Here is a 23,598-nt window from a genome sequence, read left to right on the forward strand (position 1 = left end):
TTTCGCACGCGGACCGGAAGAGTCCCCCTCGCCCGCCCTAGAGGCTGACGAGCGCCAGCACGACGAGCGCGATTCCCACCAGGGCCAGCACCGCCCCGAAGGCCACCCGGTCCCACTGCCCCTGCGCCACCGCGCCGTCCTCGGCGTCGTCGCGGAAGCGGTGCAGCACGTTCCAGAGCATCATCGCGCCCAGCTTCTTGTTCGTCGTGCGGCGCGGGAGGCCCTCGTCGTCCGGCTCGCCCTCGTCCCGCTCCTGGGACTCCGCCGGCCGCATCGCGATGGGCGCGGGCGCGCCTCGCAGCGAGTCCGGGCCCCGGCCCTGGGCCGCGAGCCCCGGGTCGACGGTCCCCTCGGCGCGCACCGCGGCCTCCGAGTGGCGGACCTCCGGGGGCGGCTCCAGCCGGACGCTGGCCACGCGCTCGCGGGCCTCGTCGGGCGTGCGGGCCTCCAGCACCCACAGCCCCTGCGTCACGCCGTCCTTCCCCGTGTTCGCGTCGCGCAGCTCCGCGAAGCCGTGGCCCTCCAGCGACTCCCGGAAGGCCTCCTGGCCCTCCTTCTGGGGCGGCTGGGCGGCGGCCGTCTCCGCGTACGCGGCGAAGAAGGCCCACAGCCGGGTGGCGCGCTCGGAGCCGGACATGCCCGAGGGCTGCAGGTGCGCGGACAGGAGCGCCGCGTCCGAGCCGAAGCGCACGCCCAGCTCCTGCTTGCCCACCAGCTTCTCCAGTCCAGGGGGCACCAGCTCCGCCACCTTGCGCAGCGGGGCGCGCTCCTGGCCCCCCAGCGTCGGCTGGCCCGTGGTGGGCACCTGGCTCTTGAAGCCGTCCTTGTTGCCCCCCGGGAGGCCGCCGCGCTCCGGCGCCTTGGGGCCCACGCGGGGGATGGGGCCCGCCGGCGACTTGAGGATGTGCTGGGCCAGCCGGGCGAAGGCAGAGGGGACGCGCGAGGAAGAAGACATGGCGGGTTCCTCATCGGCCGTGGAGTGGGACGGCGGCTGCTCGAGAGGGTCGGAGCCTAGCGCGGGTCGCTCCGGAGGACCGTTCCGGGGGTTGAACGAAGTGTCCGCCACCGACGCGCGCGGCGGGCGGCCAGGCTCGGTGCCGTACGCCACGCCGTCCCCAGGGAGCACAGGCAGGCCGGCGGGCGGTGTCCCCGAGCCCGGGCGCCCACCTCCCCTGCCCGAGCGGGGGCCCTCGCGAGGCGCCCGGATGTCTCCGACGTGGCCCATCTCCCGGATTCTCGCGCCAGGAGCGGGGCGGGTTGCGCCCGGGGGCTACTCGCCCTCGCGCTCGACCTCGATGGGCGTCGTCATGCCATTGGAGTCCAGGCGCACGCGATAGACGGAGTTGAGCCCGTCCGCGTCGAAGTCGCCGCGCGCCAGGCACGACACCTCCGGCTCGCCCACGGGGCTCTCCTGCAGCACCACCTCGTACTGGAAGCGCACGCCGTCCTGGGGCTCGAAGCCCAGCCGGTGGAAGGCCTCGTCCTCCGGGAAGGGCACCGCGCGGCCGCCCCGGGGCACCTCCCGCGGCGTGGGCCCGGCGAGCTGGTAGTTGCCGTGCTCGTCGCGGTAGGCCTGCACCGCGTCACACAAGGCCAGCACGTTGAGGCGCGCCTCGCGGTCCGTCAGCGGCTCGGCGGGCGCGGGCGACAGCCGGTACGCGAACACGAAGGCGGCCCCGGTCGCGAGCACGAGCCCGACGACGGCGAAGGGCCACTTCCTGCCCATACCGCTCGGTGCGGGTGTCTTCGCCATGGCGCTCAGCCCTCCTTCGTCCACGCGGCCCAGTCGCGCGGGCTGCGCAGCACGTCCACCAGCCGGGCCTCCCAGGTGCCGGGCTCCGGGTGGAAGTCGTAGCGCCAGCGCGTCTGGGGCGGCAGGGACATGAGGATGGACTCGGTGCGCCCGCGCGTCTCCAGGCCGAAGACGGTGCCCCGGTCGTACACGAGGTTGAACTCCACGTACCGGCCGCGCCGCACCTCCTGCCAGACGCGCTGCTCGGGGGTGTAGGGCGTGTCCTTGCGCTTCTGGGCGATGGGCAGGTACGCGTCCACGAAGGCCCGGCCGCAGTCGCGCACGAAGTCGAACTCGCGCTCCAGCTCGCCCCCCATGTTCTCGAAGAAGACGCCGCCCACGCCGCGCGTCTCGTCGCGGTGGCGCAGGAAGAAGTACTGGTCGCACGCCGCCTTGAAGCGCGGGTAGTAGGCGGCGTCGTGCTTGTCGCACGCGGCCTTGTGCACGCGGTGGAAGTGCGCCGCGTCCTCTTCGTAGAGGTAGTACGGCGTCAGGTCCGCGCCGCCGCCGAACCACGCCTTGCCGCCCTGGTGGATGAAGCGGTAGTTGGCGTGCACGGTGGGCACGTGGGGGTTGCGCGGGTGGAGCACCAGGGAGATGCCGCCGGCCCAGAAGCTGCGCCCCTCGCCCTGGAGCTTCTTGGCGAACTGGTCCTCCAGCTCGCCGAAGACCACCGAGGTGTTGACGCCCGCCTTCTCCAGCACGGCGCCGTCCTCCAGCACGCGGGTGCGCCCGCCGCCGCCGCCGGGGCGCTGCCACGGGTCCTCGCGGAAGCGGGCCGAGCCATCCAGCGTCTCCAGCGCCTGACAGATTTCGTCCTGCAGGGACTGGGTGAAGGCGGCCATCCGCTCCTTGAGACTCTCCACGTCCACCTTCGTCATGCTCGGCTCCCGGCGATGCCCACTCACTGCGCGGAGTAGTCGGCCGGCGCCTCGAAGTCCACAGGAGGAACGGGGGGCGCGTTGTGCCCGGCGGCATCGAACGCCTCGATGCGGGCGCGGTAGCTGCGGCCGTCCTCCATGGCGAACGTCCCGCTGCACGCCTCATGGCCGATGAAGGCCGCGTTGTTCGTCACCGGCACCACGTACTGCTGCACGCTGGGGCCCGGGCGCCGGGGCTCCAGCTTGACCACCAGGTAGGCGGGGCTCTCCTCGCGCAGGGACAGGTTCAAGCGCACGAAGCGGGCGGTGCCCTGGGCGGTGCGACGCAGGAAACCCTCGGAGACGGCGGGGCGCTTGAGCCAGCGCGGCGGCTGGGTGTCGGCGCCCTTGCCGGTGTGCCACTCGGGCAGCACCGCGCCGCCGCGGCCGTTGAGCAGCGCCACGTTGGGCAGCGCCTCGTCGATGCGCAGCGTGTAGCGCTTGTCCGCCTCCAGCTTGCCCACCACCTTGAGGATGATGGTGGCCCGGCCCAGGCTGCTCTCCCAACCGCGCTGCGCCTTCACCTCCGCCTCGTGGCCGTCCGCCACCAGCCGCAGCTTCTTGCCCACCAGCGCCACCACCGGCTCGCGGGCCGTGCCCACGCCCTCCAGGAGGAAGCGGCTGTTGATGGGGACGATGGCGCCCGGCGTGGGGAAGACCTGCACGCCGTCCCCCAGGCACTGGGCGAAGGCGTCGCGGGCGAGGAGCAGCACGAACAACGGCACGAGGAATCGGAGCACGGTGGAGCCAAGTCTGCGCCCCTGCGGGGTGGATGCCAAATCCGTTCCCGGGCCCTGGCGATATGGGGACCACGCCCCGTGCGTTCCAGCACGCGAAGCCCACGCCATCGCCCCGGGCGTCGGACCGTGCTTCACGTCACTCCACGTACGGGGCCACCTCCGGACATATTTCCATGCGCTCACGCCTCTCGACGTGGGTGACGGCCTGGCTCCTCGTGGGGGCCAGCGGCTGCGCCGTCACCCGGGACCCTCGACAGCAATTGCTGGAGACCACCAGCGCGAACGCCGTCTACAAGCTGCCGCCCGACGCGCTGCTGGAGGCGACGCGCCAGCTGCTGGCGGAGCAGAAGTACGAGCTGCTCCCGAGCGTCGACCCGCTCTACGTCCACACCACCTGGCGCATCGAGGGCAACCTGGACAGCGGGGCGAGCTGGTCGAAGATCTTCGTCCAGGTCCACCCCACGTCCAACGGGCGCGCGGTGGTGCGCGCCTACCGCATGGCCTACACGACCATCGGCCGGGCCATGTCGCACCCGAGCCTGGGCGCGGGGGACCGCGACTCCAAGCTGGCCCAGGTGCCCACGGGCACGTACGTCCTGGGCGAGCCGCTGTCACCGTCGAAGCCCGTCGTGCGCCGGGCGCCGGACTTCGAGTGGGAGGTGCTGGAGCGGGTGGAGCCGCGCTTCGCCGCGTTCCTGGAGACGCGCGCCCAGCACTACCTGGCGCTGGGCAGGGACCCCAGCGAGCCCACCGAGGAGTGAGCGCGCCCGGGCGTCAGTGCATGCCCCCGTCGTCCTCGCGCAGGACGATGGGGCCGTACTTCGCCTCGTAGCGGTTGAGGTTGTCCTGCATGGCCAGCATCAGCCGCTTCATGTGCTTGGGGCTGGTGATGATGCGCGAGCGCACCTTGGCCCGCAGCTGCTGCGGCTGGACGTAGATGAAGTCCAGGGTGAATTCCGTGTCCGTGTGGTTCACGAGGGCCATGTTGGCGTACTGACCATTGGCGACGTCCTCGTCGATTTGAATCTGCAACTGCATGTCCGGGGGCTTCGGAGTGTCCGCCATGAGGCATGTGGCATAGCGCCTGGGCCCTCGCGTGACCAGCGTGTCTTCATGATGGACACCTTGCTCCCGATGGACGCGGCGAAGACGGGGCCCTTCGACCTGGGGCAAGGCCCGGAGGCGTGCCTCTTGCTTCACGGCTTCACCGGCAGTCCCTGGGATGTGAGGCCCCTGGGCGAGGCGCTGGCCGCGCGGGGCATGCGGGTGGTGGCCCCCCTCTTGCCCGGCCATGGCACGACGCCCCAGGCGCTGTTGCGCGTCACCTGGCGGGACTGGCGGGAGGCGGCGCTGGAGGCGCTGGACGATTTGCGGGGGCACTCCAGCGTCTACGTGGCGGGGCTGTCCATGGGGGCGTTGTTGGCGCTGGGGCTGGCGGCGGAGCGGCCGGAGGCGGTGCGGGCGTTGGCGCTCGCGGCGCCGGCGATTCGGTTCCGGGGGCCTCGGATGATGCTCATCCGACAGTTGTCGCGCACGCCGCTGCTGGAGTGGGCGCGGCCGTGGGTGGAGAAGACGGGCACGGACATCTCGGACCCGCTGGCGCTGGCGGAGGCGCCGGTGCTGTCGGCGTTCCCGGTGGCGCGGCTCAGGGACTTGGTGACGCTGCAGGACGAGGCGGCGCGGCGGGTGGCGCAGGTGCGCTGTCCGGTGTTGGTGGCGGTGGCCGAGCAGGACCACGTGGTGGACCCGGAGGGGGGCCGTTGGCTGGCGCGGCGGCTCACGGCGTCGCCGTGTGTGCGCGTGGTGTCGCTGCGGCGCGGCTTCCATGTGATTCCGCGGGACACGGACGGGCGGCTGTTCGCGCGGGAGGTGGCGGACTTCCTGGGGCAGTGGCGTGACTTCGGGGAATGGGAGCCACAACCCGCGGGCGCATGAGGTGGGTTCGGGGCGCGGCGAAAAGCCGGGCGCCCGTGTATCAAGAGCCCACCCATGTCCGACACGCCTCCCGTCGTCGAGCTGAGAGACGTCACCAAGTCCTATGTCGAAGGCGACACCGCACGCGAGGTGCTCTCCGGGGTGAGCCTGTCGCTGTGGCGCGGTGAGTTCGTGGTGCTGCTGGGCCGCAGCGGCTCGGGCAAGTCCACGCTGCTCAACCTCATCAGCGGCATCGACCTGCCCACGCGCGGCGAGGTGCACGTCGATGGGAAGAACCTGGGCGCGCTGAGCGAGCGTGAGCGGACGCTGCTGCGCCGCGAGCGCGTGGGGTTCATCTTCCAGGCCTTCAACCTGCTGCCCACGTTGACGGTGGAGGAGAACGTGCGGCTGCCGGTGGAGCTGAACGGGAGCGACGCGGCGAAGGCGGGCGCGCGGGCGCGCGAGCTGTTGGAGCAGGTGGGGCTGGCGAACCGCGGGGGCAGCTTCCCGGACCGGCTGTCGGGCGGAGAGCAGCAGCGCGTGGCGGTGGCGCGGGCGCTGGCACATGCGCCGCCGCTGCTGTTGGCGGATGAGCCCACGGGGAACCTGGACGAGGCCACGGGGCGGCAGGTGCTGGATTTGCTGGAGGGGCTCACGCGGCGGGGACAGGCGTGCGCGCTCGTCGTCACGCATGAGCCGGGGTTGGTGGCGCGCGCGGACCGGGTGCTGGAGATGGTGGGCGGGAGACTGGTGGAGCGAGAGGCGCACCGGAAGGAGCGGCCGTGAATCGGTGCATCGCGCACACGGACGGCTGGGCGTGGGCGAGCTGTCCGGGCATCGAGGATGGAAGCCGCGGCGCGCATGAAGCCCGGACCGGGGGGCGCCCGTGAGGAACCTGCTCGTGCGCTCCAGCCTGCGTCACCTGGGGCGGCATCCGTGGTTGACGGCATTGTCGCTCCTCGGCATCGCGCTCGGCGTGGCGGTGGTGGTGTCCATCGACCTGGCGAGCGGCAGCGCGCTTCGTGCCTTCGAGCGATCCACGGACGCGGTGGCGGGACGTGCCACGCATCAGCTCGTGGGCGGGACGTCGGGCTTGTCGGAGGACGTGTATCGCGACTTGCGCTTGCGACAGGACGCGCCCGTGGCGGCGCCCGTCGTCGAGGGCTACGTACAGGCCGCCGTAGGGGACCGGCGCACACTCACGGTGCTGGGCGTGGACCCGTTCATGGAGTCTCCCTTCCGCGCGTATGCGGGAGGCGAAGCGGTCGGTGACGTGAGCGCGCTGCTCACCGAGCCGGGCGCGGTGCTCCTGAGCGAGCGCGCCGCGCGGGCGCTGGGTGTCCGCACCGGAGAGCGGTTGCCTGTGCGCGTGGAGGGACGTGAGGTCTCGCTGCGTATCGCCGCGCTGCTCGCTCCCGCCGACGAGGATACCGCGCGAGCGTTGGAGGCCCTGGTGCTGACGGACATCTCCACGGCGCAGGAGGTGCTGGGCCGCATGGGCCGGCTGACGCGCGTGGACCTGCGGCTGACGGAGGACCAGGCGGAGGCGCTGCGCTCGACGCTCCCCGAAGGCGTGGAGGTGGTGCGCTCGTCGGCGCGGGCGAACACGGTGGAGCAGATGACGCGGGCGTTCCGCACCAACCTCACCGCGCTGTCGCTCCTGGCGCTCGTGGTGGGGATGTTCCTCATCTACAACACGATGACGTTCTCGGTGGTGCAGCGGCGCGGTCTGCTGGGACGGCTGCGCGCGGTGGGAATCACCCGGAACGAGCTGTTCGCGCTGGTGCTCGGTGAGGCGCTGGTGCTCGGCGTCGTGGGCACCGTGGCGGGGCTGTTGCTCGGCATCCTGTTGGGTCGTGGGTTGGTGGGGCTCATCACCCAGACCATCAATGACCTCTACTTCGTGGTGAGCGTGCGCGGGCTGGCGCTGGAGCCCTTCACGTTGGCCAAGGGATTGGCGCTGGGGCTCGGCGCGACGGTGCTCGCGGCGCTGGTGCCGGCCTGGGAGGCCGCGCGCTCGGCTCCGGCGACGACGCTGCGACGCTCGACGCTGGAGGATGTGTCGAGGACTCGCGCGCCTCGGCTCGCGGTGCTGGGAGTCGCCGTGCTCGCGGTGGGCGTGGGGCTCCTGAGCTGGTCCACGCCAGCGCTGTTCCCCGCGTACGTGGGCCTGTTCGCGGTGCTGCTTGGCGCGGCGCTGTTGGTGCCGTGGGTGACGGAGCGGCTGTCGCTGTACGCGGCGCTGCCGCTGGGGCTCTCGTTCGGATTGCTCGGGCGCATGGCCGCGCGTGGGGTGAGGACCAGCCTGAGCCGCACGGCGGTGGCGCTGGCGGCGCTGATGGTGGCGGTGGCGACGACGGTGGGCGTGGGACTGATGGTGTCCAGCTTCCGGGGCACGGTGCTGTCCTGGCTGGAGACGTCGCTCCAGGCGGACGTGTTCATCTCACCGCCGTCACTGGTCGCGCGGCGGGGTGGCGCCACGATGGTGCCAGGACTCGCCGAGAAGCTCCGAGCGACACCGGGCATCGCTGGCAGCAGCACGTTGCGCGTGGCGCTCGTGCGCGCGAATGAGATTCCCACGGACCTGATCGCCGTCGACTTCAGCCAATCACCGGCGCGGCCCTATCGCTTCAAGGAGGGCGGCGACGAGGCCGCGGTGTGGCGCGAGCTGGACGCGTCAAAAGACTCGCTCGTCGTGTCCGAGCCCTTCGCGTTCCATCGGCGCGTGAAGGTGGGCGACACGGTGCGGCTCTCCACGGACCGCGGGCCGCATGACTTCAAGGTGGCCGGGGTGTACTTCGACTACGGCTCCGACGTGGGGACGATGCTGATGCCTCGCGCTACGTATGACCGCTGGTTCGACGACCGGGGCGTCAGCGGCGTCGCGCTGTACGCGACGCCGGGGCAGGACGTGGACGCGCTGGTGAACACCGTGCGAGCGCAAGCGGGGGATGAACAGGCGCTGCTGGTGCGCCCGAATCGCTCACTGCGACAAGCGTCGATGGAGGTGTTCGACCGCACATTCACGATTACGCAGGTGCTGCGGCTGCTGGCCATCGGCGTGGCGTTCGTGGGCGTGCTGAGCGCGTTGATGTCATTGCAATTGGAGCGCTCGCGCGAGTTCGCGGTGCTGCGCGCGATGGGCCTGACGCCGGGGCAACTGTGGGGGTTGGTGTCGCTGCAGACGGGGCTGCTGGGGTTGCTGGCGGGATTGTTCTCCATGCCGCTGGGCGTGGGGCTGGCGTACATCCTGGTGCACGTCATCAACCAGCGCTCCTTCGGGTGGACGCTGCGGCTCGCGGTGACGTCGGAGACGTTGGGTCAGGCGATGTTGCTGGCGCTGGTGGCCTCGGCGCTGGCGGGGCTGTACCCGGCGTGGCGGATGGCGAGAGCCAATCCCGCGCTCGCGTTGAGGGAGGAGTGACGCCATGAGCAACGGCCGAGGGCTCGTCATCGGGACGGCGGTGGTGCTGGTGGCGCTGGCGGTGGCGGCGTACTTCGTGACGCGCGAGACGGAGCTGCCGCCCCTGGCGCGGGGCGGCACGTTGACGGTGGCGTCGGCGCTCGGCGGGAGCGACGGTGGGATGGAGGGCTATGCACGGGCCTTCGAGCCTCGTGAGTTCCACTTCCCCGAGGACCACGGTCCGCATCCGGAGTTCCGCACGGAGTGGTGGTACTGGACGGGAAATCTGGAGACCGCGGACGGACGGGCGTTCGGGTATCAGTTCACGCTGTTCCGCAATGCGCTGTCGCCGACGGAGTCACAGCGTGACTCGGCGTGGGGAGCGCGGCAGGTGTACCTGGGGCACTTCACGGTGACAGACGTGGCGGCGGGACGGTTCCACGTCGCGGAGCGCTACAGCCGGGCGGCGCTGGGACTGGCGGGGGCGAGCACGCAGCCGTTCAAGGTGTGGCTGGAGAGCTGGGAGGCCACGACCGCGGGCGAGTCGATGTGGCCGGTGCGGCTGCGCGCGCAAGGTGACGATGTGACGTTGGAGTTGTTGTTGGAGCCGGGCAAGCCGCCGGTGCTCGAGGGTGAGCGGGGGTTGAGCCAGAAGAGCGCGGAGCCGGGGAACGCGTCGTACTACTACTCGATGACGCGGATGCCCTCGCGGGGCACGGTGAAGGTGGAGGGACAGACGTACGCGGTGACGGGGGAGAGCTGGATGGACCGCGAGTGGAGCACCAGCGCGCTGGGACCGGACCAGGTGGGCTGGGATTGGTTCTCGCTGCAGCTCTCCGATGGCAGCGAGCTGATGTACTACCAGTTGCGGAAGAAGGACGGCTCGGTGGACCCGTTCAGCGCGGGGACGTGGGTGCCGCCGGTGGGGGCGGTGGACAGTGCGTCAGTGCATCTGACCCGGGACGACGTGGAGCTGTCGGTGCTGAGCACGTGGAAGAGCCCGCGCGGTGGGGAGTATCCGTCGCGATGGAGGTTGCGCGTGGCGAAGCTCGGGCTGGAGCTGACGGTGACGCCGAAGCTCGCGGACCAGGAGCTGCCGGTGAGCGTGCGCTACTGGGAGGGCACGGTGGCGCTGGATGGCAATCGTGCGGGCCAGCCGGTGCGAGGACGCGGCTACGTGGAGCTGACGGGCTACGCGGACACACACGCCACCACGAGGCGACCGGAGACCCGGGCCCGTGGGACCCCGGAGACTCGCGGCGGCAACTGAGGCGCACGCCTTACGACAGGCACACACGCAGACCTGTCGGACCTGCGTGTTAGGCCCCGTTGAGTGCTCCTGCAGGCGAGCACTTGAACCTGGAGGCCTGAATGTCGCCAAGGTGGGGAGCGCTGCTGCTCGTGGGGCACCTTGTCATCGGGTGCGCGACACCGAGAGTGGTGCGGCTGGACACAGGAGAAGGCGCGCCCATTATCTACGCTCCACCGAGGAGCGTCACGCCCATCGCCATCGATGAACAGGCTTTCGAGAAGGCGCTGCTCGAGCTGATTCTGGAGATGCGCTTCTCCGTTGCCACAGCTGAAGTGAAACACCCTCGCATCCGATTGGCCTCCTGGGAGCACGACGCGTCAGGCGCGGAGAACGCCCACCGCGACTATCAGCACTGGTGCTCCCAACAGGGCAGTCCCGACGAATGCCTGACGCTCCTCGGCGGAGGTTTGAGCCTCCTGGACAAGCAGGCCCGCCGGGACCTCGCACTCAGCTTTGCTTGGGACGGAGTCTGGGAAGGAGTTCAGCACTCCGTGAAGGAGGTCGTTCACCCACTGGCCCTCAAGGCAATGCTGACGTCCGCGCTCGCGGCCTACATGCTGTTGGTCGTCATGCCCGAACCCGTCACGAAGCTCGTGGCGCTCGCACTGACCACCTACTTCGTCGCGTACCTGGGCCTGGAGTCGTTCTTCGACCTCGTGGATGGATGGCGGCGTTTGTCCCTGGAGTCGGAGCAGGCGATGTCCTTCGAGGAACTGGAGGACTCCGGACACCGCTTCGGCAAAGTCATGGGAGACAACGGGGCTCGCGTCATCATCATGGCGCTGACGATGGCCTTGGGTGGTGGCGCAGCGAACATGGCCTCAAAGGGTCCCCTGTTGCCCGGCTTCGCGCGTGCAACCCTCGCCGCCGAAACGAACGCTGGCTTCCAACTTTCCGCCTCATTCGCGGGGGGTGTTCGGTCCATCTCCCTTGCCGAGGGGGTCATGACGGTGGGGCTGGCCCCTCATGCCGTCGCCATGGTGGCACGAAACCCGGAAGGTGGGAGCGGGTCTCGGACCAGCGACTCCACGTCACCCGACCTGCTGGAGAATCAGAAGCCCCAGTTCCTCTCCGCCGAGTTGGAGCTCGCGAACCGACTGGGCATCCACCCCACGAGCGTCACGAGTCCCGAGTTCCTCCGCTATGTGAACGAGGGCCGAATCAAGTGGGTGGTCACCCAGGAAGGAACGCTGCGAATCGTTCCGCACACCTGGCGAAGAACTGAGATCTCACATGCGGTCGCCAGTCAGGGCCGACCTGTCCTGGCCGCAGGCGAGGCGGACATCGCCGTGCACGGCTCCACACGCATGGGCATCGAGATTACGCCCCAGAGCGGCCACTTTCTGTATGGTGCATCCGCGGCTCGGAGCGCCCGAGCACTGGAGATTGGAAAGCAGGCCTTCGCCGAGGCCGGAATCATCTTCCCTTGATGGTGAGAGCCATGAACACCCCTCGTGACCTCTTCGATGCTGTTCTGGCCAGACCGGCCCAAGCGGTCGCGGCGTGGCTCGAAGGCGTGACGATTGGCGAGCCCGTCGACCAGGAGGACTTCAACTGGGAGGTCTTCGCTTTCACGATGGCGACACGAGCCGGCGAGGAGCAGAGCCTCCCATGGGCTCGCATCGCGCTGCGGACATACGAAGCGCTCGCCCACCGCGCACAGGCACGCGCCGCGCACTCGCTCTGGCTCTCCGCCATGAACCTGCGCGCACGCCTCATCGAGGATCTGGGTCCACGACCAGGGGACGACATCCTGGACCCGGAAATCGTGAGGGGGTGGTTCCAACGCGTGGCCACCTTGTCCCCGCGAGATGCACAAGCCCTGCTGGCCTCGTCAGACCTCCGTGCACTCCCTGGAGACAAGCTGCTCCTGCTGCGGGACACCAAGAACGCCCTCAACATCCTGTCTCGAATCGCCGAGCCAGACCTCACTCGGCTGCACCCCGAATTGAAGGACTGGTTGATGCTGCGGGCTCAGCTCCCATGACTCACATGGCGGTACAGTCAGCCCAATGCGGCTGACCTGACAAACACTCGCAACCAAGCCTATGGGCAACGTGTCGAGGTAGGGCATTTGTCCACTGCCCAGCCTGACTGTTGACCTGCGCGCGCGGGGTGCAGGAGGCTTGAGAGCGACGTCACGTGCGCCCATGGACAACACCCAAACTGGAAAATCTACCCCAATCTCCGACACCATCGGCTGCATCACCGTGCTGGCCTTGGTTCTGGGGATTGGCTACCTCGTCTTCATGGGGGCCAAATCAGCCTGGGTATCGCATATCGCCAAGGAAGGGCCCACTCCAGAGGAGATACAGGCGAAGAAAGACTTGGACCTGCTGCGAAGCCGGATCGATGCGCTTGAGGCGGCGAACACTCTAATGCAGTCCGAGATGAGATTCGCAGAGCGCGCCGCCGAGAGTGCGAAAACCGCGTCCTTCACTCCTGGCTCTGCTGGATATCAACTTGTCCAGTCGAAGACTGGCACATTCCTCGTTTGGCTCGACAAGGTCGCTCCGTACGCGAATGGGCAGCGCTTGACATTCCGCGTCGCCAACACACAAAGCGTAACATATAAGAACCCCACTATCACCGTGACGTGGTCGACCGCTGCTCCAGAAGTCACGGGGTCCGAAGACTATGCGAAGGCATACGAAACATGGACCGCATCTCGACGAACGAAGACCGAGACTGTCTTCTTAGACCTTCGGCCCGGATGGTGGTCGACATTCAACATCGTGGTTTCTCCTGCCACTGCGTCTGACGTGGCCAACATCGAATTGGCGCTGACTGCGACCCTCGTGTCGATTCCCATTCGCTAGTTTAGCGATTTGCGTTGAGCAACGCCTCAGCCAGCGCACGCCCCTGCTGCTCACCAACATGCGCTCGAAGACGCCCAACCCGCGCGCCGTCGACAACACCGCCGCCCAGCTCGACCTCGCCAAGGTGCAGATGTTCTACTTCACCCTCATCGCGGCGGTGAGCTACTTCGTCAGCCTCGCCACCCTCCTCTCCTCCAGCAAGCCCGGCAGCGTGTCGAGCCTGCCCGCGCTCTCCCAGGGCTTCATCGCCCTGCTCGCCATCAGCCACGGCGGCTACCTGGTCAGCAAGACCACCGACCACTCCAACTCCAAGCCCGGCTGACGCACCGCCCACCGTATGCTCGTGCCCGCTCGTGACGCCGCGCGCCCGAGCCCGGAGGAGCCGTGCCCAGACCCCTGGTCGATGTGGACTCGGCGCCCGCGTCCGCCTTCTGCCTCACCGACGCCCTGTCCCCCTCCACCTCCCCGTGGCACACCCACCGTCGCCACCAGCTCCTCTACGCCGCCAGCGGCGCCCTCCACCTCGAGGTCGCCGAGGCCCAGTGGCTCCTGCCTCCTCAACGCGCCGCCTGGCTCGCCGCCGGCACCCGCCACCGCGTCCGCACCACCCAGCCCGCCACCCTCTGCACCGTCTACCTGAAGCCCTCGCGCGTCCCCGCCGCTCCCTCCGGCGACTGCCGCGTCTTCGTCCTGCCACCCCTCGCGCGCGAGATGCTCCTCCACTCCACCCGCTGGGGACCCGAGCGCTCACCTCGCGACCCCGTCGCCGAGAGCTTCTTCTCCACCCTCGCGCACCTGCTGTCCGAATGGAGCGCGGAGCCTCGCGACTGGCGCCTGCCCCGCGCCCGCACACCCGAGCTGGAGCGCGCCATGGCCTACACCCTGGCCCACCTCCCAGGCCCCGTCACCCTCGCGGGCGCGGCGAAGGCCGCGGGACTCTCCCAGCGCACCCTCGCCCGCCGCTTCGATGACGAGGCCGGCACCTCCTGGCGCCGCTTCCTCCACGACGCCCGCATGCTGCGCGCCATGGAGCTGCTCGCCGAGGACGGCGCCCGCGTCACGCAGACCGCCTACGCCGTGGGCTTCGAGAGCCTCGCCGCCTTCACCCACGCCTTCACCGCCTTCACCGGTGAGCGCCCCCGCGACTTCCGCCAACGCATCGCCAAGGGCACCACCGCGCTCCCCTCCCCTACCCGCCGCAGGCGACGCGGTTGACCAGGCCGTACACGCCGTAGCCCACCAGGTACGGCAGCTTCAGCTCCGGGAACGCCGCCACCGCGCGCTGCTCCAACTGCCCGTAGTGCGTCGACGCCTGCTCGCCGCACAGCTCCGGCTTGCGCTCGCCCAGCTCCGCCGCGTACCCCTCCACCAGCGTCACCATCCCATCCAGGTAGCGCCGCTGCGCTTCAATCACATCCATCACCGGCGCGCTGTCCCCTCGCCCGCCATGCACCGTGGACCGAGGCCACGCGGACAGCTCCCCCAGCGCCGCCTTCCATGAAGCCACGTCCGGCACCACCTTGCCCTCGCGCACCCCGCCCTCCAGCCACGCGTGCGCGCCGTGGTGCACCAAATCCCCGACGATGAGCGCCTCGCTTCCCGGCACGTACGCCACCGTCTGCGTCACCGTCACACCCGAGTGCTTCAGCTCCGTCAGCTCCACCTTCGCGCCCCCTTCGAGCCGCAGCGAGTAGCTCCCCGTGAAGGTGACATCCACCGTGGCCTCGGCGGGATAGGTCTCCTCCGTGAAGGCCTTCGCCACGTTCACCCAATAGAACTTCTTGTACGCGTGCACGGCGGGAATCGCCTCGGCGGTGGCCTTGCTCGCCACCACCTTCGCCCCCACACGCTGGAACACCGCCGCGCCGTTGAACTTGTCCGGGTTCGGATGCGTGATGACCACGTAGCGGATGGGATGCGCGGTGCGCGCGCGGATGTGCTCCAGCACCTTGTTCGCCTCTCCTTCCGTGAACTGCGCGTCGAACACCACCACCTCCGCGCCCGTGTCGTAGAAGAACGAGTGCGTGTCGAACCCGCTCGCGTCACTCGTGTAGCGCTCGAGCCGCGCCTCCCCCAGCCCCGCCTTCGTCCCCGCGCAGCCCATCCCCAACAGCGCACCCAACATCCACACCACCGACGTCATCCCGAACCCACGCATCGTCATCCACCTCGTGCCGAAAGGCCGGACCCACCCGAGGGCCCGGCGAACGAGGCGGAAGATGCGCCAGCGGCTCCTGGCCTGCTTGCGCGCATCGGCCGTCGATTTGCTCCCACCCGCCATCCGGCCCGACGCCCCCCGCGGGCCCGAGTCGTGCGGGCGCCAACACACCGCCCCGCCAACGGCATCCACACCGGCCGGGGACGTGGAGTAGGTTCCCCCCACATCCCCGGGAGGACCCACCTCATGCCGAAGACGAAGTACGTGCTGGCCCTGGACCAGGGCACCACTGGCACCCACGTCTCCATCCTCGACTCGAAGCTCAAGGTGGTGGGCAAGTCCTACAAGGAGTTCACCCAGCACTTCCCCAAGCCGTCCTGGGTGGAGCACGACCTGGATGAAATCTGGGCCACCAGCGAGTGGTGCATCGCCCGGGCGCTCAAGAGCGCGGGGCTCACCGGCCGGGACATCTCCGCGGTGGGCATCACCAACCAGCGCGAGACGACGGGCCTGTGGACCCGCGACACCGGCAAGCCCCTGCACCGCGCCATCGTCTGGCAGGACCGGCGCACCGCGGACCTGTGCCGCAAGCTCAAGGAGCGCGGCGTGGAGCCCCGCGTGCGCGAGACGACGGGCCTGGTGGTGGACCCGTACTTCTCCGGCACCAAGCTCACCTGGCTCTTCGAGCACGTGAAGGGCGCGCGCGCCAAGGCCGAGCGCGGCGACGTGTGCTTCGGCACCATCGACACGTGGCTCGTCTACAAGCTCACCGGCGGCACCACCCACGTCACCGACGTGTCCAACGCCAGCCGCACCCTGCTGATGGACCTGCGCACCCTGCAGTGGAGCGACGAGATGCGCTCGCTGCTCGACGTGCCCGGCGCGTGCCTGCCGCAGATTCGCGGCTCGGCCGAGGTCTACGGCACCACGCGCGGCATGCGCAGCCTGCCCGACGGCGTGCCCGTGGCGGGCATGGCCGGCGACCAGCAGGCCGCCCTCTTCGGCCAGGCCTGCTTCGAGCCCGGCGAATCCAAGTGCACCTACGGCACCGGCGCGTTCCTCCTGATGAACACCGGCACGGAGCCGGTGCGCTCGTCGGCGGGCCTGCTCACCACCGTGGCGTGGCGGCTGGGCGGCACCGGCTCCACCACGTACGCGCTGGAGGGCTCCAGCTTCATCGCCGGCGCCGCCGTGCAGTGGATGCGCGACGGCCTCAAGGCCATCAAGCGCGCCCCCGACATCGAGGCGCTCGCCGCCAGCGTGAAGGACTCCGGCGACGTCGTCTTCGTCCCCGCGCTCGCCGGCCTGGGCGCGCCGCACTGGCGCCCCGAGGCGCGCGGCCTGTTCGCCGGCATGGACCGCTCCACCACCGTGGCCCACATGGCGCGCGCGGTGCTCGAGGGCATCGCCCTGCAGATTCACGACCTGGCCGAGGCGATGCGCCGCGACAGCGGCCGCACCATCCCCGTCTTCAAGGCGGACGGCGGCGCCGCGGCCAACAACCTGCTCATGCAGTACCAGGCGGACCTGCTCGGCGTGCCCGTGGTGCGTCCGAAGAACCTGGAGACCACCAGCCTGGGCGCGGCCTTCCTGGGCGGCCTGGGCGCGGGCGTCTGGGACAGCCCGGAGGCCATCAAGCGCGCGTGGAAGGCTGACAAGACCTTCAAGCCGAGGATGAAGCCGCCCGAGCGCGAGCGTCACCTCGCCAAGTGGAAGCGCGCGGTGGAGCGCGCATGAAGTCCCGGCGGCTCCTCCTGCTCGCCCTGGCCTTGCTCACGGGCTGCCCGGACGCCCTGCCTCCCGAGGAGTGTTTCCTCACCGGCGCGGCGGAGCCCTCCACGCTCATCATCGCGCAAGGGGAGACGGCGAGCGTGCGCGTCCCCGCCACCAGCCCCCAGGTCTGCGACACGCCGGAGGACGCCCACACGCCCGAGTCCGTCACCGTGGAGGTCCACGGCCCCGACAACCTGCCCGTGCCCGCCACGGTGGAGTTGCAGCCGGGCACCTGGTTCGCCACCGTGCGCTTCACGCCGAAGTCCACGGGCCGCCACCACGTCATCGTCGCCTTCGCGCCCGTGGGCAGCCTGCGTCAGTTCGACGTCCACGTGGCCCAGGACGAGCGCTCGCTCCCCCCGGTGGCGACGCTCGACGCGCGCCCCACCTGTCTCTTCGTGGACCGCACGCGCAGCGGGACCTGGCTGTGCGACCACCTGGCCCTGCGCGAGCCGGGGACCCTGCCCCAGCCCGTGGGCCGTGAGAGCCAGCCGGCCACCGCCGTGGCCGGAGACGTGGTGTGGGCGATGACGGAAACCGAGGTGCGCCGCTACGTCGACCCGGGCACGGGGCCCCTCGTCCTCACCGGCGCCGCGCCCCTCCCGCCCGGCTCGTACGACACGGACCGCACGCCCCACTCGCGGCTCGCCACCGAGGACGAGTACCTGGTGGCGGACGCGACGACGCTGCACCGCTTCATCTTCCGCGAGGGTGAAGGGGTGCTCGCCTTCTCCAACACCCCCTGGAGCTCGCTGACCACGCCGCAGCTCACCTTCGGCACCGACAGCACCCGCGCCATCCTGGTGCGCGGCGGGGACACCGTGTGGCTGGTGAGCTCCGCGCAGGACTCCGTCACCTTCACCCCGCGCACCCAGGCCTGTCCCTTCCAGGTGGACGCGCGGGGCTTCTATCGCCCCAGCACCACCCGCGCGTGTGCGGTGCTCGCCGGAGAGCCCGTGGGCCATGGCGAGGGCGTGGTGTGGACCCGTGACACGGTGCAGACCTCGACCGGCTTCATCCCCGTGCTGCACCGTCATGAAGTGAGCGCCGCGCACGGCCTCCAGGAGGCGGGCGCGCTCTCGCTGGACAGCAGCATCACCAGCTTCGTGCAGGAGCTGCGGCCCGGGCCCTCCCATCCGCTGCTCAGGTCCTCGAGCGGAGTCGGAACCCTCGCCACGCCCCGATGGAACGCGGAGCGAACCGCGCTCGTGCTCGCGTTGCTACCCGACCCCGGACACGCGAATCACATTACGCGCATCTCGGACCATTTCACCTGGACGGTGAACCGTCTCGGCGCGCCGGGGGTGCGCGTGCATCCGTGGACGTCCTCCCCCTGACGGGTGCTTTCCTCGGGCGGCCAAGCGGATATGAAGGAGGGCACCATGTCCCAGAAAGCCCCCCTGCTCGCGCCCGAGGCCCTCCAGTCCTTCCTCGCCCAGCATCCCGAGTGGAAGCACGAAGGCGGGATGATTCGCCGCACCTACGAGGCCCCGTCCTTCCTCGCGGGCATCGCCTTCGTGGAGCGCGTGGCGCACGCGGCGGAGAAGGCGGACCACCACCCGGACATCGACATCCGCTGGCGCAAGGTGACGCTGGCGCTCGTCACGCACGACTCCAACGGCCTGACGTCCAAGGACACCGACCTCGCCCATGAGGCGGACCGGCTCTTCGACGAGGTGGTGCCCCAGAAGTGAGCACCTCGGCTGTGAGTGGATTCGTCGTGATGACCTCCAGGACCCTCGCGGGGCTGCGCGCGCTCGTCGGGTGCGCGGTGGTGATGCTGTCGTCCGCCGCGCTCGCGCAGGACGAGCAGCCCACGGAGCCGCGTCCGGAGCGGCTGTACTTCAACCCCGGTTCGCTGTTGGGCTCGGCGCGCGTCGTCGCGCTGGGGGGCGCCTACGTGGGCATCGCCGAGGGCGCGGCGGGCTTCCCCAGCAACCTGGCGGCGCTGGCCCACCGGGGCCCCGCGCTGGAGAAGGACTGGGACCTGGGCGTCACCCTGTCCTGGCTGGACCTGCCGTTCACCAGCGGACGCGCGCGCGACGTGGACAACGACGGCCGCGCGGACGAGTCCCAGGACCGGCGGCAGCTGCTGGGCGGCCTGCTGCTGCAATACAAGCGCTTCGGCATCGGCTTCGCGCTGCGCAACAGCGCCGTCACCTACTGCGCGACGGTGGCGTGCGCGACGGACAGCGAGCGCATCCGCGTGTCCATGACGCAGTCGGTGCTGGCGGGCGCGGTGTCCTTCGGCCAGGACGACTTCATCCTCGCGCTGGGCATCTACGCGGCGCAGGCCACCTTCCGGCTGTCCTCCGGCGGTGAGGACTGGCGCTACGGCGACACGGGCGTGGCCGTGGACATGCTGTACCGGCCGCATGGTCGCGCCTGGCGGCTGGGCGTGACGGTGCGGCCCGAGGTGGTGGCGGACTGGCGCCGCAAGGACGGCCAGGCGCCGGTGCTGGCGGACCGCACGCTGTTCAGCGCGGTGGTGTCGCCCGCGGTGCTGTCTTTGGGCGCGAGCTGGCGGCTGGGCGAAGGCTCGGAGCGCTACAACCGCCTGTCCCCCGCGGCGCGGCGGCAGCTGCTCGTGGACGGGGACGCGCTCCCGGTGCCGGAGGAGGAGCCCCGGGACGCGCCCGCGGGACGGTGGCTCATCAGCGCGCAGGTGGACCTCTTGTCCGGCGTGGACAACGCGGTGCCGCTGCGCACCTTCGCGTCCACGGCCCAGGAGCAGCTCGTGGGCCACACCTCCGAGTTCGCGCCCCGGCTGGGCGTGGAGCACGACACCGTGCCGGGGATGATTCGCCTGCGCGCGGGCGTGTACGCGGAGCCCTCGCCCTTCGATGGCCGGCCGCCGCGGCCGCACATCACCGGCGGCTTCGAGGTGTTCGTCCTGCGCTACTGGGAGGACTGGTCCATCAACGCCTCCTTCGACCTGGCGAGCCGCTACACCAACGTCGGTCTGTCCATCGGCTTCTGGCGCTGAAGGCGCGGCGCGCGCCCGCACGTGGGTAGCGCGCGGGCCTCCGTGGCGACACCGGGTGCGCGACCAGGGCGCGCGGCCACTCCTCGTGGGAAACCTGGCGCGCGCGTCGAAGCGGGCGAGCGAGCAGACATCGCACACGGTATTGCTGGCACCTACCAGCATGGAGACCCTCCGAGTGCGGAGGGGGCTTCATGCATCAAGGGCGGCGGTGGTTGCGGACTGTCGCGTGCGCGACAGCGCTGGGTTGGGCGGGCTGGCTGACGGGCTGTGAGGACTCGGCCCCGGAGGAGCCAACCGATTGTGTGAGCGAACCACGACGAGGGGGCTGTCCCGAACCCGCGCAGGAGCTCCCTCCTCCCGAGGAGGACGCGGGCACTCCACCTCAGGAAGGGGACGCGGGGACACCCGACGCGGGTCCACCGCCCCTGGAGCCTCCGCCTCCGCCGCCACCGGCGACGACGGGGAGCACGCTGTGGATGGCGCGCGAGGGCACCGCGCAGGATGACCTGGCGCTCGGCGCCGCGGTCGACTCCAACGGCGACATCCTCACGGCGGCGCAGTACGAGCTGGACGACCTCCAGGAACGTCAGCCCACGGACGACACCGTGCGGCTGGTGCTCACCCGCCGCGCGGAGACGGGCGACGTGCGGTGGACACGCGCCTATCCGGTGCGCGTGGCCCAGACGCCGGAGTCCCTGCGCGCGGAGGTGAATGCACGCGTCGCGCCGGCGCCGGAGGGGGGACTCTTCGTGGCCGTGGATGCCCGGGGCCTGGTGGACTTCGAACCCCAGGAGCTGGGGGACGGCGCGTTCCTGGCGCGGTTGGATTCGGCGGGCAACCTGGTCTGGACGGCGCGTGTCCCCGGGGGCGACGCGACGGTGGCGGACCTGCTGCTCGACGCCCAGGGCCGGCCGATGGTCGCGTTCAACACCTCCGGCTCCACCGACTTCGGCGAGGGCGTGGTCGGCTCCGGCGCGGTGGTGGTGACGTACTCGGTGGACGGCAAGCCCGAGCAGGCGCTGAACGTCGGACGCGCGGAGGGCGAGGGCGCGCGCGTCCTCATCACCACGATGGCCCTGGGGCCGGACGGGCACGTGGTGGTGGGCGGGCGCTACACGGGCGCGGTCCGCTTCGGGACGCAGCGCTCGGAGGGCGCCTCCGAGGGCAGCGCGTTCGTCGCCATGTACCTGCCGACGGGCGCACTGGTCTGGGCGCGGCCGCTCGCGCAGGCGAAGGGCACGGTGAGCGACGTGGGGGTGGATGCGCGAGGCACGGTGGTGGCGCTCGGCTCCTTCCTGGGCACGGTGTCCTGGGGGACGGCGAAGCTCCAGGGCCACGCGTACCGGGCGAGCCCCTTCCTCGTGTCCGCGGACGCGGCGGGCAAGGAGCGCTGGAGCCGCAACCTGGGCGATGGACTGCGGGCCGGAGCGCTCGGGGTGAAGCCCTCGGGCGAGCTGGTGGTGGGCGGCTTCACGTACTCGCTCATCGTGGACGGCGCGGCGGGGCCGGATGGACTGGGCTCGGCGCAGCCCGTGGCCCTGCGCTACGGCGCGGACGGCGCGTCGCTCGGGCTGAAGCTGTACATCTCCGACCCGCCCCAGCCCCGAGGCGAGCTGTACGGCGTGGAGGACCTCCGCTTCGTGGGCATGCTCCCGGACGGCGATGTCCTGCTGTTCGGCCACACGGACCGCAACTCGGACTTCGGCACGGGCCGGCGCGCGCCGGCGCGCAGTGATTTGTTCCTGCTGCGCATGAAGCAATAGGCGGCGCGAGGGCCTCGAGCATGACTCGGGGCCCTTCGCCTCCGCTCGGATGACACGGGCTTCTTGGCTCACGCCGCGACGAGCGGCGTCGAGCCTCGTGTCGGGTCCACCCTCGTGTGATGGGTGCGCGGCGCCGGGGCGGCTGAGCCCACCGGGCCTCGAGACAGACACATCCGCGGCGCGCGCGTGGCCTTCGCGCCGGAAGTCCCCGGTCAGCCGCCGCTCGGAAGGCACCTGCATCCCGAGGCGGTCGGCTCACCGGAGCGTGTGGACAAGGCGCCTAGCGGCGCGTGGTGCGACGCGAGGTCTTCCGGGCCGCGCCCTTGCGAGCCGCCCCCTTGCGCGCGGTGGTGCGGCCACGGGCCGGGCTCTTGCGAGCGGTGCGACCCGCCGTTCCGGTCCGACGCGCGGTCGTCTTGCGAGCACCGCCCCGCTTGCTCCGGGCCGGGGTCTTCTTGCGAGCAGTCTTTCCGCGCGTGGTCGTGCGCTTCGCCGCGGCCTTGCGGCGCGAGGTGGTCTTCTTCGCGCGAGCACCGGTGCGGCCCGACGCCTTCTTCGTGGCGCGACGGCGCCGCGAGGATGACTTGCGCGTCGAGGACGTCGAGGGAGCCAGGGCCATCTCCGAGGGGGCCAGGCTGTCGGTGATCTGCGAATTGACGGTCTCGTGAGTCATTCCATCTCCTCCGGTGAACGAGAACAACAGGCGATGCGAAACGCAGCGTACGCCTGTGCGCGCGCGATGAGAGCCCTCCCCCTCGCGAAGATGAACGACAGCGGACGAATGGCGCGTCGGGCTTCGCCCATCAGGGTGCGTAGCCGAGTTCGCGCTCCGCCTTCTCCACCTGTCCGAGCGCTTCCTTCAGTCCTCGTGAGGAAGCCACCGCGCGCGCGCGCCGCAGGCGCTCCTCGACGCGCGCCTTCTCCCCGAGCAGCGCGTGGGCCCGGCCCAGCTCCAGCAACGCATCGACGGCGGACCACCAGTCCTCGTGGGACTCCGCGTTGGTGAGGGCCTGCTCCAGATGGGGCAGCGCGGCGGGGACATCGCCCCGACGCAGGTGGAGCCGGCCGAGGGAGGTATGGGCCTCGCGCTGGCCAGCGGGGTCCTTCACCCGACGAGCCAGGGCGAGGGCCTTCTCCGAGAGCGCCAGGGCCTGGGCGTCCTTGGGGTCCTTGCGCGAGCGCACGTTGGCGAGGGCGACCAGGGCGAACATCTGGCCGGTGTTGAAGCCGACCTGCTCGCGCAGCCGCAGGGACTGTTCATACAGGGTGATGGCGGAGTCGAGCCGGCCCTGGTCCTCGTCGAGGGAGGCGAGGTGGCGAAGGTTGTAGGACTCCATCAGGACGTCGTTCGAGGCGCGGGCGAGGGACAGGCCATGCGCGTAGGTCGACCTCGCGGCCTCGGCCTGGCCCTGGAACTGTTGGGTGAGGCCCAGATGGAACAGGGCCTCGATGTGCCCTCGCGTGTCACCGGAGGACGCGGCGAGGTCCCGGGCCTGCTCGAAGAGGGCGACGACGGGAGCCCACTCGCCCTGGCCGGTGAGGAGCACGATGAAGTAGTGGAACATGCCCTCGGCGTCGAGCGCGGCGACGCGGGCGCGGGCGTCACCCGAAGTGTCGGCGAGGTGGCGGGCGCGGCGCAGCACGTCGAGCACCTGGGTGGTGTCCATCCCCGGCTGGTGACGGAGCATGCGGGACATGACGCGGCCCTGCTCGGCGAGGATGCGGGCTTCCCCTCCCGGGTCCTTCAGGGTCCGAGCGCGCTCACTGGCGAACTGACCCAGCGACACGGCGTCATCGAAGCGGCTCTCCAAATCGTAGGCCTGCATCACGGTGACGGCGGCCTCGCTGAAGGGGCGCCCCTGCTCCGCGGCCGTGCCGATGCTGGTGGCCTGGGCGGACCGGCCGGTCGCGCAAGCGGTGACGAGTGATGCCAATCCCACACAGATGAGCTGCCGCATGTCCGAGTCCTCCGGGAGAGGCGTCGTGCCCCTCCATCGCGGAGACGAGGCTAGGGGGTG

At 70.7% G+C, this 23,598-nt stretch carries 23 protein-coding genes; 15 read left to right on the top strand and 8 right to left on the bottom strand.

What is annotated here, in order from left to right:
- Nucleotides 1-37: 37 nt before the first annotated feature.
- From AC6JA9_RS38420 to AC6JA9_RS38435, 4 genes are all read right to left on the bottom strand, one after another.
- Nucleotides 38-955, bottom strand: a complete 918-nt coding sequence (locus AC6JA9_RS38420; RefSeq protein WP_497958631.1) for an Immediate early protein ICP0 — start codon at nucleotides 953-955, stop codon at nucleotides 38-40.
- A gap of 315 nt (nucleotides 956-1,270) precedes the next feature.
- Complete coding sequence (locus AC6JA9_RS38425) at nucleotides 1,271-1,753, bottom strand: hypothetical protein (protein ID WP_223749695.1); 483 nt, start codon at nucleotides 1,751-1,753, stop codon at nucleotides 1,271-1,273.
- Between the two features lie 5 nt (nucleotides 1,754-1,758).
- The gene (gene hemF / locus AC6JA9_RS38430) at nucleotides 1,759-2,673 is read right to left on the bottom strand and encodes an oxygen-dependent coproporphyrinogen oxidase (protein WP_141330512.1); all 915 of its coding nucleotides are present in this window, start codon (nucleotides 2,671-2,673) and stop codon (nucleotides 1,759-1,761) included.
- A 23-nt stretch (nucleotides 2,674-2,696) separates the two neighbouring features.
- Nucleotides 2,697-3,452, bottom strand: coding sequence for a hypothetical protein (locus tag AC6JA9_RS38435; RefSeq protein WP_074953978.1), 756 nt, complete (start codon nucleotides 3,450-3,452; stop codon nucleotides 2,697-2,699).
- 173 nt (nucleotides 3,453-3,625) lie between these two features.
- Between AC6JA9_RS38435 and AC6JA9_RS38440 the strand changes: the two genes are divergently transcribed.
- A complete protein-coding gene (locus AC6JA9_RS38440) occupies nucleotides 3,626-4,213 on the top strand; it encodes a hypothetical protein (RefSeq protein ID WP_223749694.1) in 588 nt (195 codons plus the stop codon).
- 13 nt (nucleotides 4,214-4,226) lie between these two features.
- Here the strand turns inward: AC6JA9_RS38440 and AC6JA9_RS38445 are convergent, their stop codons facing one another.
- Entirely contained in the window at nucleotides 4,227-4,517 is a 291-nt protein-coding gene (locus AC6JA9_RS38445; RefSeq protein ID WP_046716576.1) for a DUF3467 domain-containing protein, read from the bottom strand.
- A 69-nt stretch (nucleotides 4,518-4,586) separates the two neighbouring features.
- Here AC6JA9_RS38445 and AC6JA9_RS38450 point away from each other — a divergent pair, with 69 nt between their 5' ends.
- The 9 genes from AC6JA9_RS38450 (at nucleotide 4,587) to AC6JA9_RS38490 (ending at nucleotide 14,115) form a co-directional block, all read left to right on the top strand.
- Nucleotides 4,587-5,387: an alpha/beta hydrolase gene (locus tag AC6JA9_RS38450; protein ID WP_497960821.1), complete on the top strand. Its 801-nt coding sequence runs from the start codon at nucleotides 4,587-4,589 to the stop codon at nucleotides 5,385-5,387.
- 54 nt (nucleotides 5,388-5,441) lie between these two features.
- Entirely contained in the window at nucleotides 5,442-6,152 is a 711-nt protein-coding gene (locus tag AC6JA9_RS38455; RefSeq protein ID WP_074953981.1) for an ABC transporter ATP-binding protein, read from the top strand.
- Nucleotides 6,153-6,252: 100 nt separating this feature from the next.
- Nucleotides 6,253-8,790, top strand: coding sequence for an FtsX-like permease family protein (locus AC6JA9_RS38460; protein WP_497958632.1), 2,538 nt, complete (start codon nucleotides 6,253-6,255; stop codon nucleotides 8,788-8,790).
- 4 nt (nucleotides 8,791-8,794) lie between these two features.
- Nucleotides 8,795-10,039, top strand: coding sequence for a lipocalin-like domain-containing protein (locus AC6JA9_RS38465; RefSeq protein ID WP_497958633.1), 1,245 nt, complete (start codon nucleotides 8,795-8,797; stop codon nucleotides 10,037-10,039).
- 101 nt (nucleotides 10,040-10,140) lie between these two features.
- Complete coding sequence (gene sitA5 / locus AC6JA9_RS38470) at nucleotides 10,141-11,511, top strand: SitA5 family polymorphic toxin (protein ID WP_497958634.1); 1,371 nt, start codon at nucleotides 10,141-10,143, stop codon at nucleotides 11,509-11,511.
- Nucleotides 11,512-11,522: 11 nt separating this feature from the next.
- Nucleotides 11,523-12,068, top strand: a complete 546-nt coding sequence (locus tag AC6JA9_RS38475; RefSeq protein WP_141330520.1) for a hypothetical protein — start codon at nucleotides 11,523-11,525, stop codon at nucleotides 12,066-12,068.
- A gap of 163 nt (nucleotides 12,069-12,231) precedes the next feature.
- Nucleotides 12,232-12,900 carry a SadB/YajI family lipoprotein gene (locus tag AC6JA9_RS38480; protein WP_473569814.1) on the top strand — a complete coding sequence of 223 codons (669 nt, stop codon included), beginning with the start codon at nucleotides 12,232-12,234 and terminating at the stop codon, nucleotides 12,898-12,900.
- 58 nt (nucleotides 12,901-12,958) lie between these two features.
- Nucleotides 12,959-13,222 (top strand): hypothetical protein, encoded by a 264-nt coding sequence (locus AC6JA9_RS38485; RefSeq protein ID WP_141330524.1) that lies wholly within the window; start codon nucleotides 12,959-12,961, stop codon nucleotides 13,220-13,222.
- Between the two features lie 62 nt (nucleotides 13,223-13,284).
- The gene (locus tag AC6JA9_RS38490; protein ID WP_426744740.1) at nucleotides 13,285-14,115 is read left to right on the top strand and encodes an AraC family transcriptional regulator; all 831 of its coding nucleotides are present in this window, start codon (nucleotides 13,285-13,287) and stop codon (nucleotides 14,113-14,115) included.
- Here AC6JA9_RS38490 and AC6JA9_RS38495 read toward each other — a convergent pair.
- Nucleotides 14,090-15,064: an MBL fold metallo-hydrolase gene (locus AC6JA9_RS38495; protein ID WP_497958635.1), complete on the bottom strand. Its 975-nt coding sequence runs from the start codon at nucleotides 15,062-15,064 to the stop codon at nucleotides 14,090-14,092. The two genes, AC6JA9_RS38490 and AC6JA9_RS38495, sit on opposite strands and share 26 nt — an antisense overlap.
- Before the next feature lie 240 nt (nucleotides 15,065-15,304).
- On the opposite strand from AC6JA9_RS38495, the gene glpK reads away from it, so the two are divergent.
- The 5 genes from glpK (at nucleotide 15,305) to AC6JA9_RS38520 (ending at nucleotide 21,580) form a co-directional block, all read left to right on the top strand.
- Nucleotides 15,305-16,795, top strand: a complete 1,491-nt coding sequence (glpK, locus tag AC6JA9_RS38500; RefSeq protein WP_223749687.1) for a glycerol kinase GlpK — start codon at nucleotides 15,305-15,307, stop codon at nucleotides 16,793-16,795.
- A complete protein-coding gene (locus tag AC6JA9_RS38505) occupies nucleotides 16,792-18,168 on the top strand; it encodes a hypothetical protein (protein ID WP_497958636.1) in 1,377 nt (458 codons plus the stop codon). The genes glpK and AC6JA9_RS38505 overlap by 4 nt, the downstream gene beginning before the upstream one ends.
- A 45-nt stretch (nucleotides 18,169-18,213) precedes the next feature.
- Nucleotides 18,214-18,525, top strand: coding sequence for a 4a-hydroxytetrahydrobiopterin dehydratase (locus AC6JA9_RS38510; RefSeq protein WP_223749685.1), 312 nt, complete (start codon nucleotides 18,214-18,216; stop codon nucleotides 18,523-18,525).
- 29 nt (nucleotides 18,526-18,554) lie between these two features.
- Entirely contained in the window at nucleotides 18,555-19,817 is a 1,263-nt protein-coding gene (locus tag AC6JA9_RS38515; RefSeq protein ID WP_223749714.1) for a hypothetical protein, read from the top strand.
- Between the two features lie 302 nt (nucleotides 19,818-20,119).
- The gene (locus AC6JA9_RS38520; protein WP_408888932.1) at nucleotides 20,120-21,580 is read left to right on the top strand and encodes a hypothetical protein; all 1,461 of its coding nucleotides are present in this window, start codon (nucleotides 20,120-20,122) and stop codon (nucleotides 21,578-21,580) included.
- A gap of 280 nt (nucleotides 21,581-21,860) precedes the next feature.
- Here the strand turns inward: AC6JA9_RS38520 and AC6JA9_RS38525 are convergent, their stop codons facing one another.
- Together AC6JA9_RS38525 and AC6JA9_RS38530 are read right to left on the bottom strand one after the other, a co-directional pair.
- Nucleotides 21,861-22,253 carry a hypothetical protein gene (locus AC6JA9_RS38525; protein ID WP_046716582.1) on the bottom strand — a complete coding sequence of 131 codons (393 nt, stop codon included), beginning with the start codon at nucleotides 22,251-22,253 and terminating at the stop codon, nucleotides 21,861-21,863.
- Nucleotides 22,254-22,383: 130 nt separating this feature from the next.
- Nucleotides 22,384-23,538 carry a tetratricopeptide repeat protein gene (locus tag AC6JA9_RS38530; RefSeq protein ID WP_497958637.1) on the bottom strand — a complete coding sequence of 385 codons (1,155 nt, stop codon included), beginning with the start codon at nucleotides 23,536-23,538 and terminating at the stop codon, nucleotides 22,384-22,386.
- Between the last annotated feature and the right edge of the window lie 60 nt (nucleotides 23,539-23,598).

The organism is Myxococcus sp. MH1, assembly GCF_059738865.1.

Excerpts from the sequence above, each read along its gene's own strand:
- AC6JA9_RS38495 (WP_497958635.1), bottom strand. The coding sequence starts at position 15,064 with ATGACGATGCGTGGGTTCGGGATGACGTCGGTGGTGTGGATGTTGGGT.
- AC6JA9_RS38465 (WP_497958633.1), top strand. The coding sequence starts at position 8,795 with ATGAGCAACGGCCGAGGGCTCGTCATCGGGACGGCGGTGGTGCTGGTG.
- AC6JA9_RS38530 (WP_497958637.1), bottom strand. The coding sequence starts at position 23,538 with ATGCGGCAGCTCATCTGTGTGGGATTGGCATCACTCGTCACCGCTTGC.
- AC6JA9_RS38525 (WP_046716582.1), bottom strand. The coding sequence starts at position 22,253 with ATGACTCACGAGACCGTCAATTCGCAGATCACCGACAGCCTGGCCCCC.
- AC6JA9_RS38475 (WP_141330520.1), top strand. The coding sequence starts at position 11,523 with ATGAACACCCCTCGTGACCTCTTCGATGCTGTTCTGGCCAGACCGGCC.
- AC6JA9_RS38445 (WP_046716576.1), bottom strand. The coding sequence starts at position 4,517 with ATGGCGGACACTCCGAAGCCCCCGGACATGCAGTTGCAGATTCAAATC.
- AC6JA9_RS38425 (WP_223749695.1), bottom strand. The coding sequence starts at position 1,753 with ATGGCGAAGACACCCGCACCGAGCGGTATGGGCAGGAAGTGGCCCTTC.
- AC6JA9_RS38505 (WP_497958636.1), top strand. The coding sequence starts at position 16,792 with ATGAAGTCCCGGCGGCTCCTCCTGCTCGCCCTGGCCTTGCTCACGGGC.
- AC6JA9_RS38510 (WP_223749685.1), top strand. The coding sequence starts at position 18,214 with ATGTCCCAGAAAGCCCCCCTGCTCGCGCCCGAGGCCCTCCAGTCCTTC.
- AC6JA9_RS38420 (WP_497958631.1), bottom strand. The coding sequence starts at position 955 with ATGTCTTCTTCCTCGCGCGTCCCCTCTGCCTTCGCCCGGCTGGCCCAG.
- AC6JA9_RS38455 (WP_074953981.1), top strand. The coding sequence starts at position 5,442 with ATGTCCGACACGCCTCCCGTCGTCGAGCTGAGAGACGTCACCAAGTCC.
- AC6JA9_RS38440 (WP_223749694.1), top strand. The coding sequence starts at position 3,626 with ATGCGCTCACGCCTCTCGACGTGGGTGACGGCCTGGCTCCTCGTGGGG.
- AC6JA9_RS38515 (WP_223749714.1), top strand. The coding sequence starts at position 18,555 with ATGACCTCCAGGACCCTCGCGGGGCTGCGCGCGCTCGTCGGGTGCGCG.
- AC6JA9_RS38450 (WP_497960821.1), top strand. The coding sequence starts at position 4,587 with ATGGACGCGGCGAAGACGGGGCCCTTCGACCTGGGGCAAGGCCCGGAG.
- AC6JA9_RS38485 (WP_141330524.1), top strand. The coding sequence starts at position 12,959 with ATGCGCTCGAAGACGCCCAACCCGCGCGCCGTCGACAACACCGCCGCC.
- sitA5 (WP_497958634.1), top strand. The coding sequence starts at position 10,141 with ATGTCGCCAAGGTGGGGAGCGCTGCTGCTCGTGGGGCACCTTGTCATC.
- AC6JA9_RS38480 (WP_473569814.1), top strand. The coding sequence starts at position 12,232 with ATGGACAACACCCAAACTGGAAAATCTACCCCAATCTCCGACACCATC.
- hemF (WP_141330512.1), bottom strand. The coding sequence starts at position 2,673 with ATGACGAAGGTGGACGTGGAGAGTCTCAAGGAGCGGATGGCCGCCTTC.
- glpK (WP_223749687.1), top strand. The coding sequence starts at position 15,305 with ATGCCGAAGACGAAGTACGTGCTGGCCCTGGACCAGGGCACCACTGGC.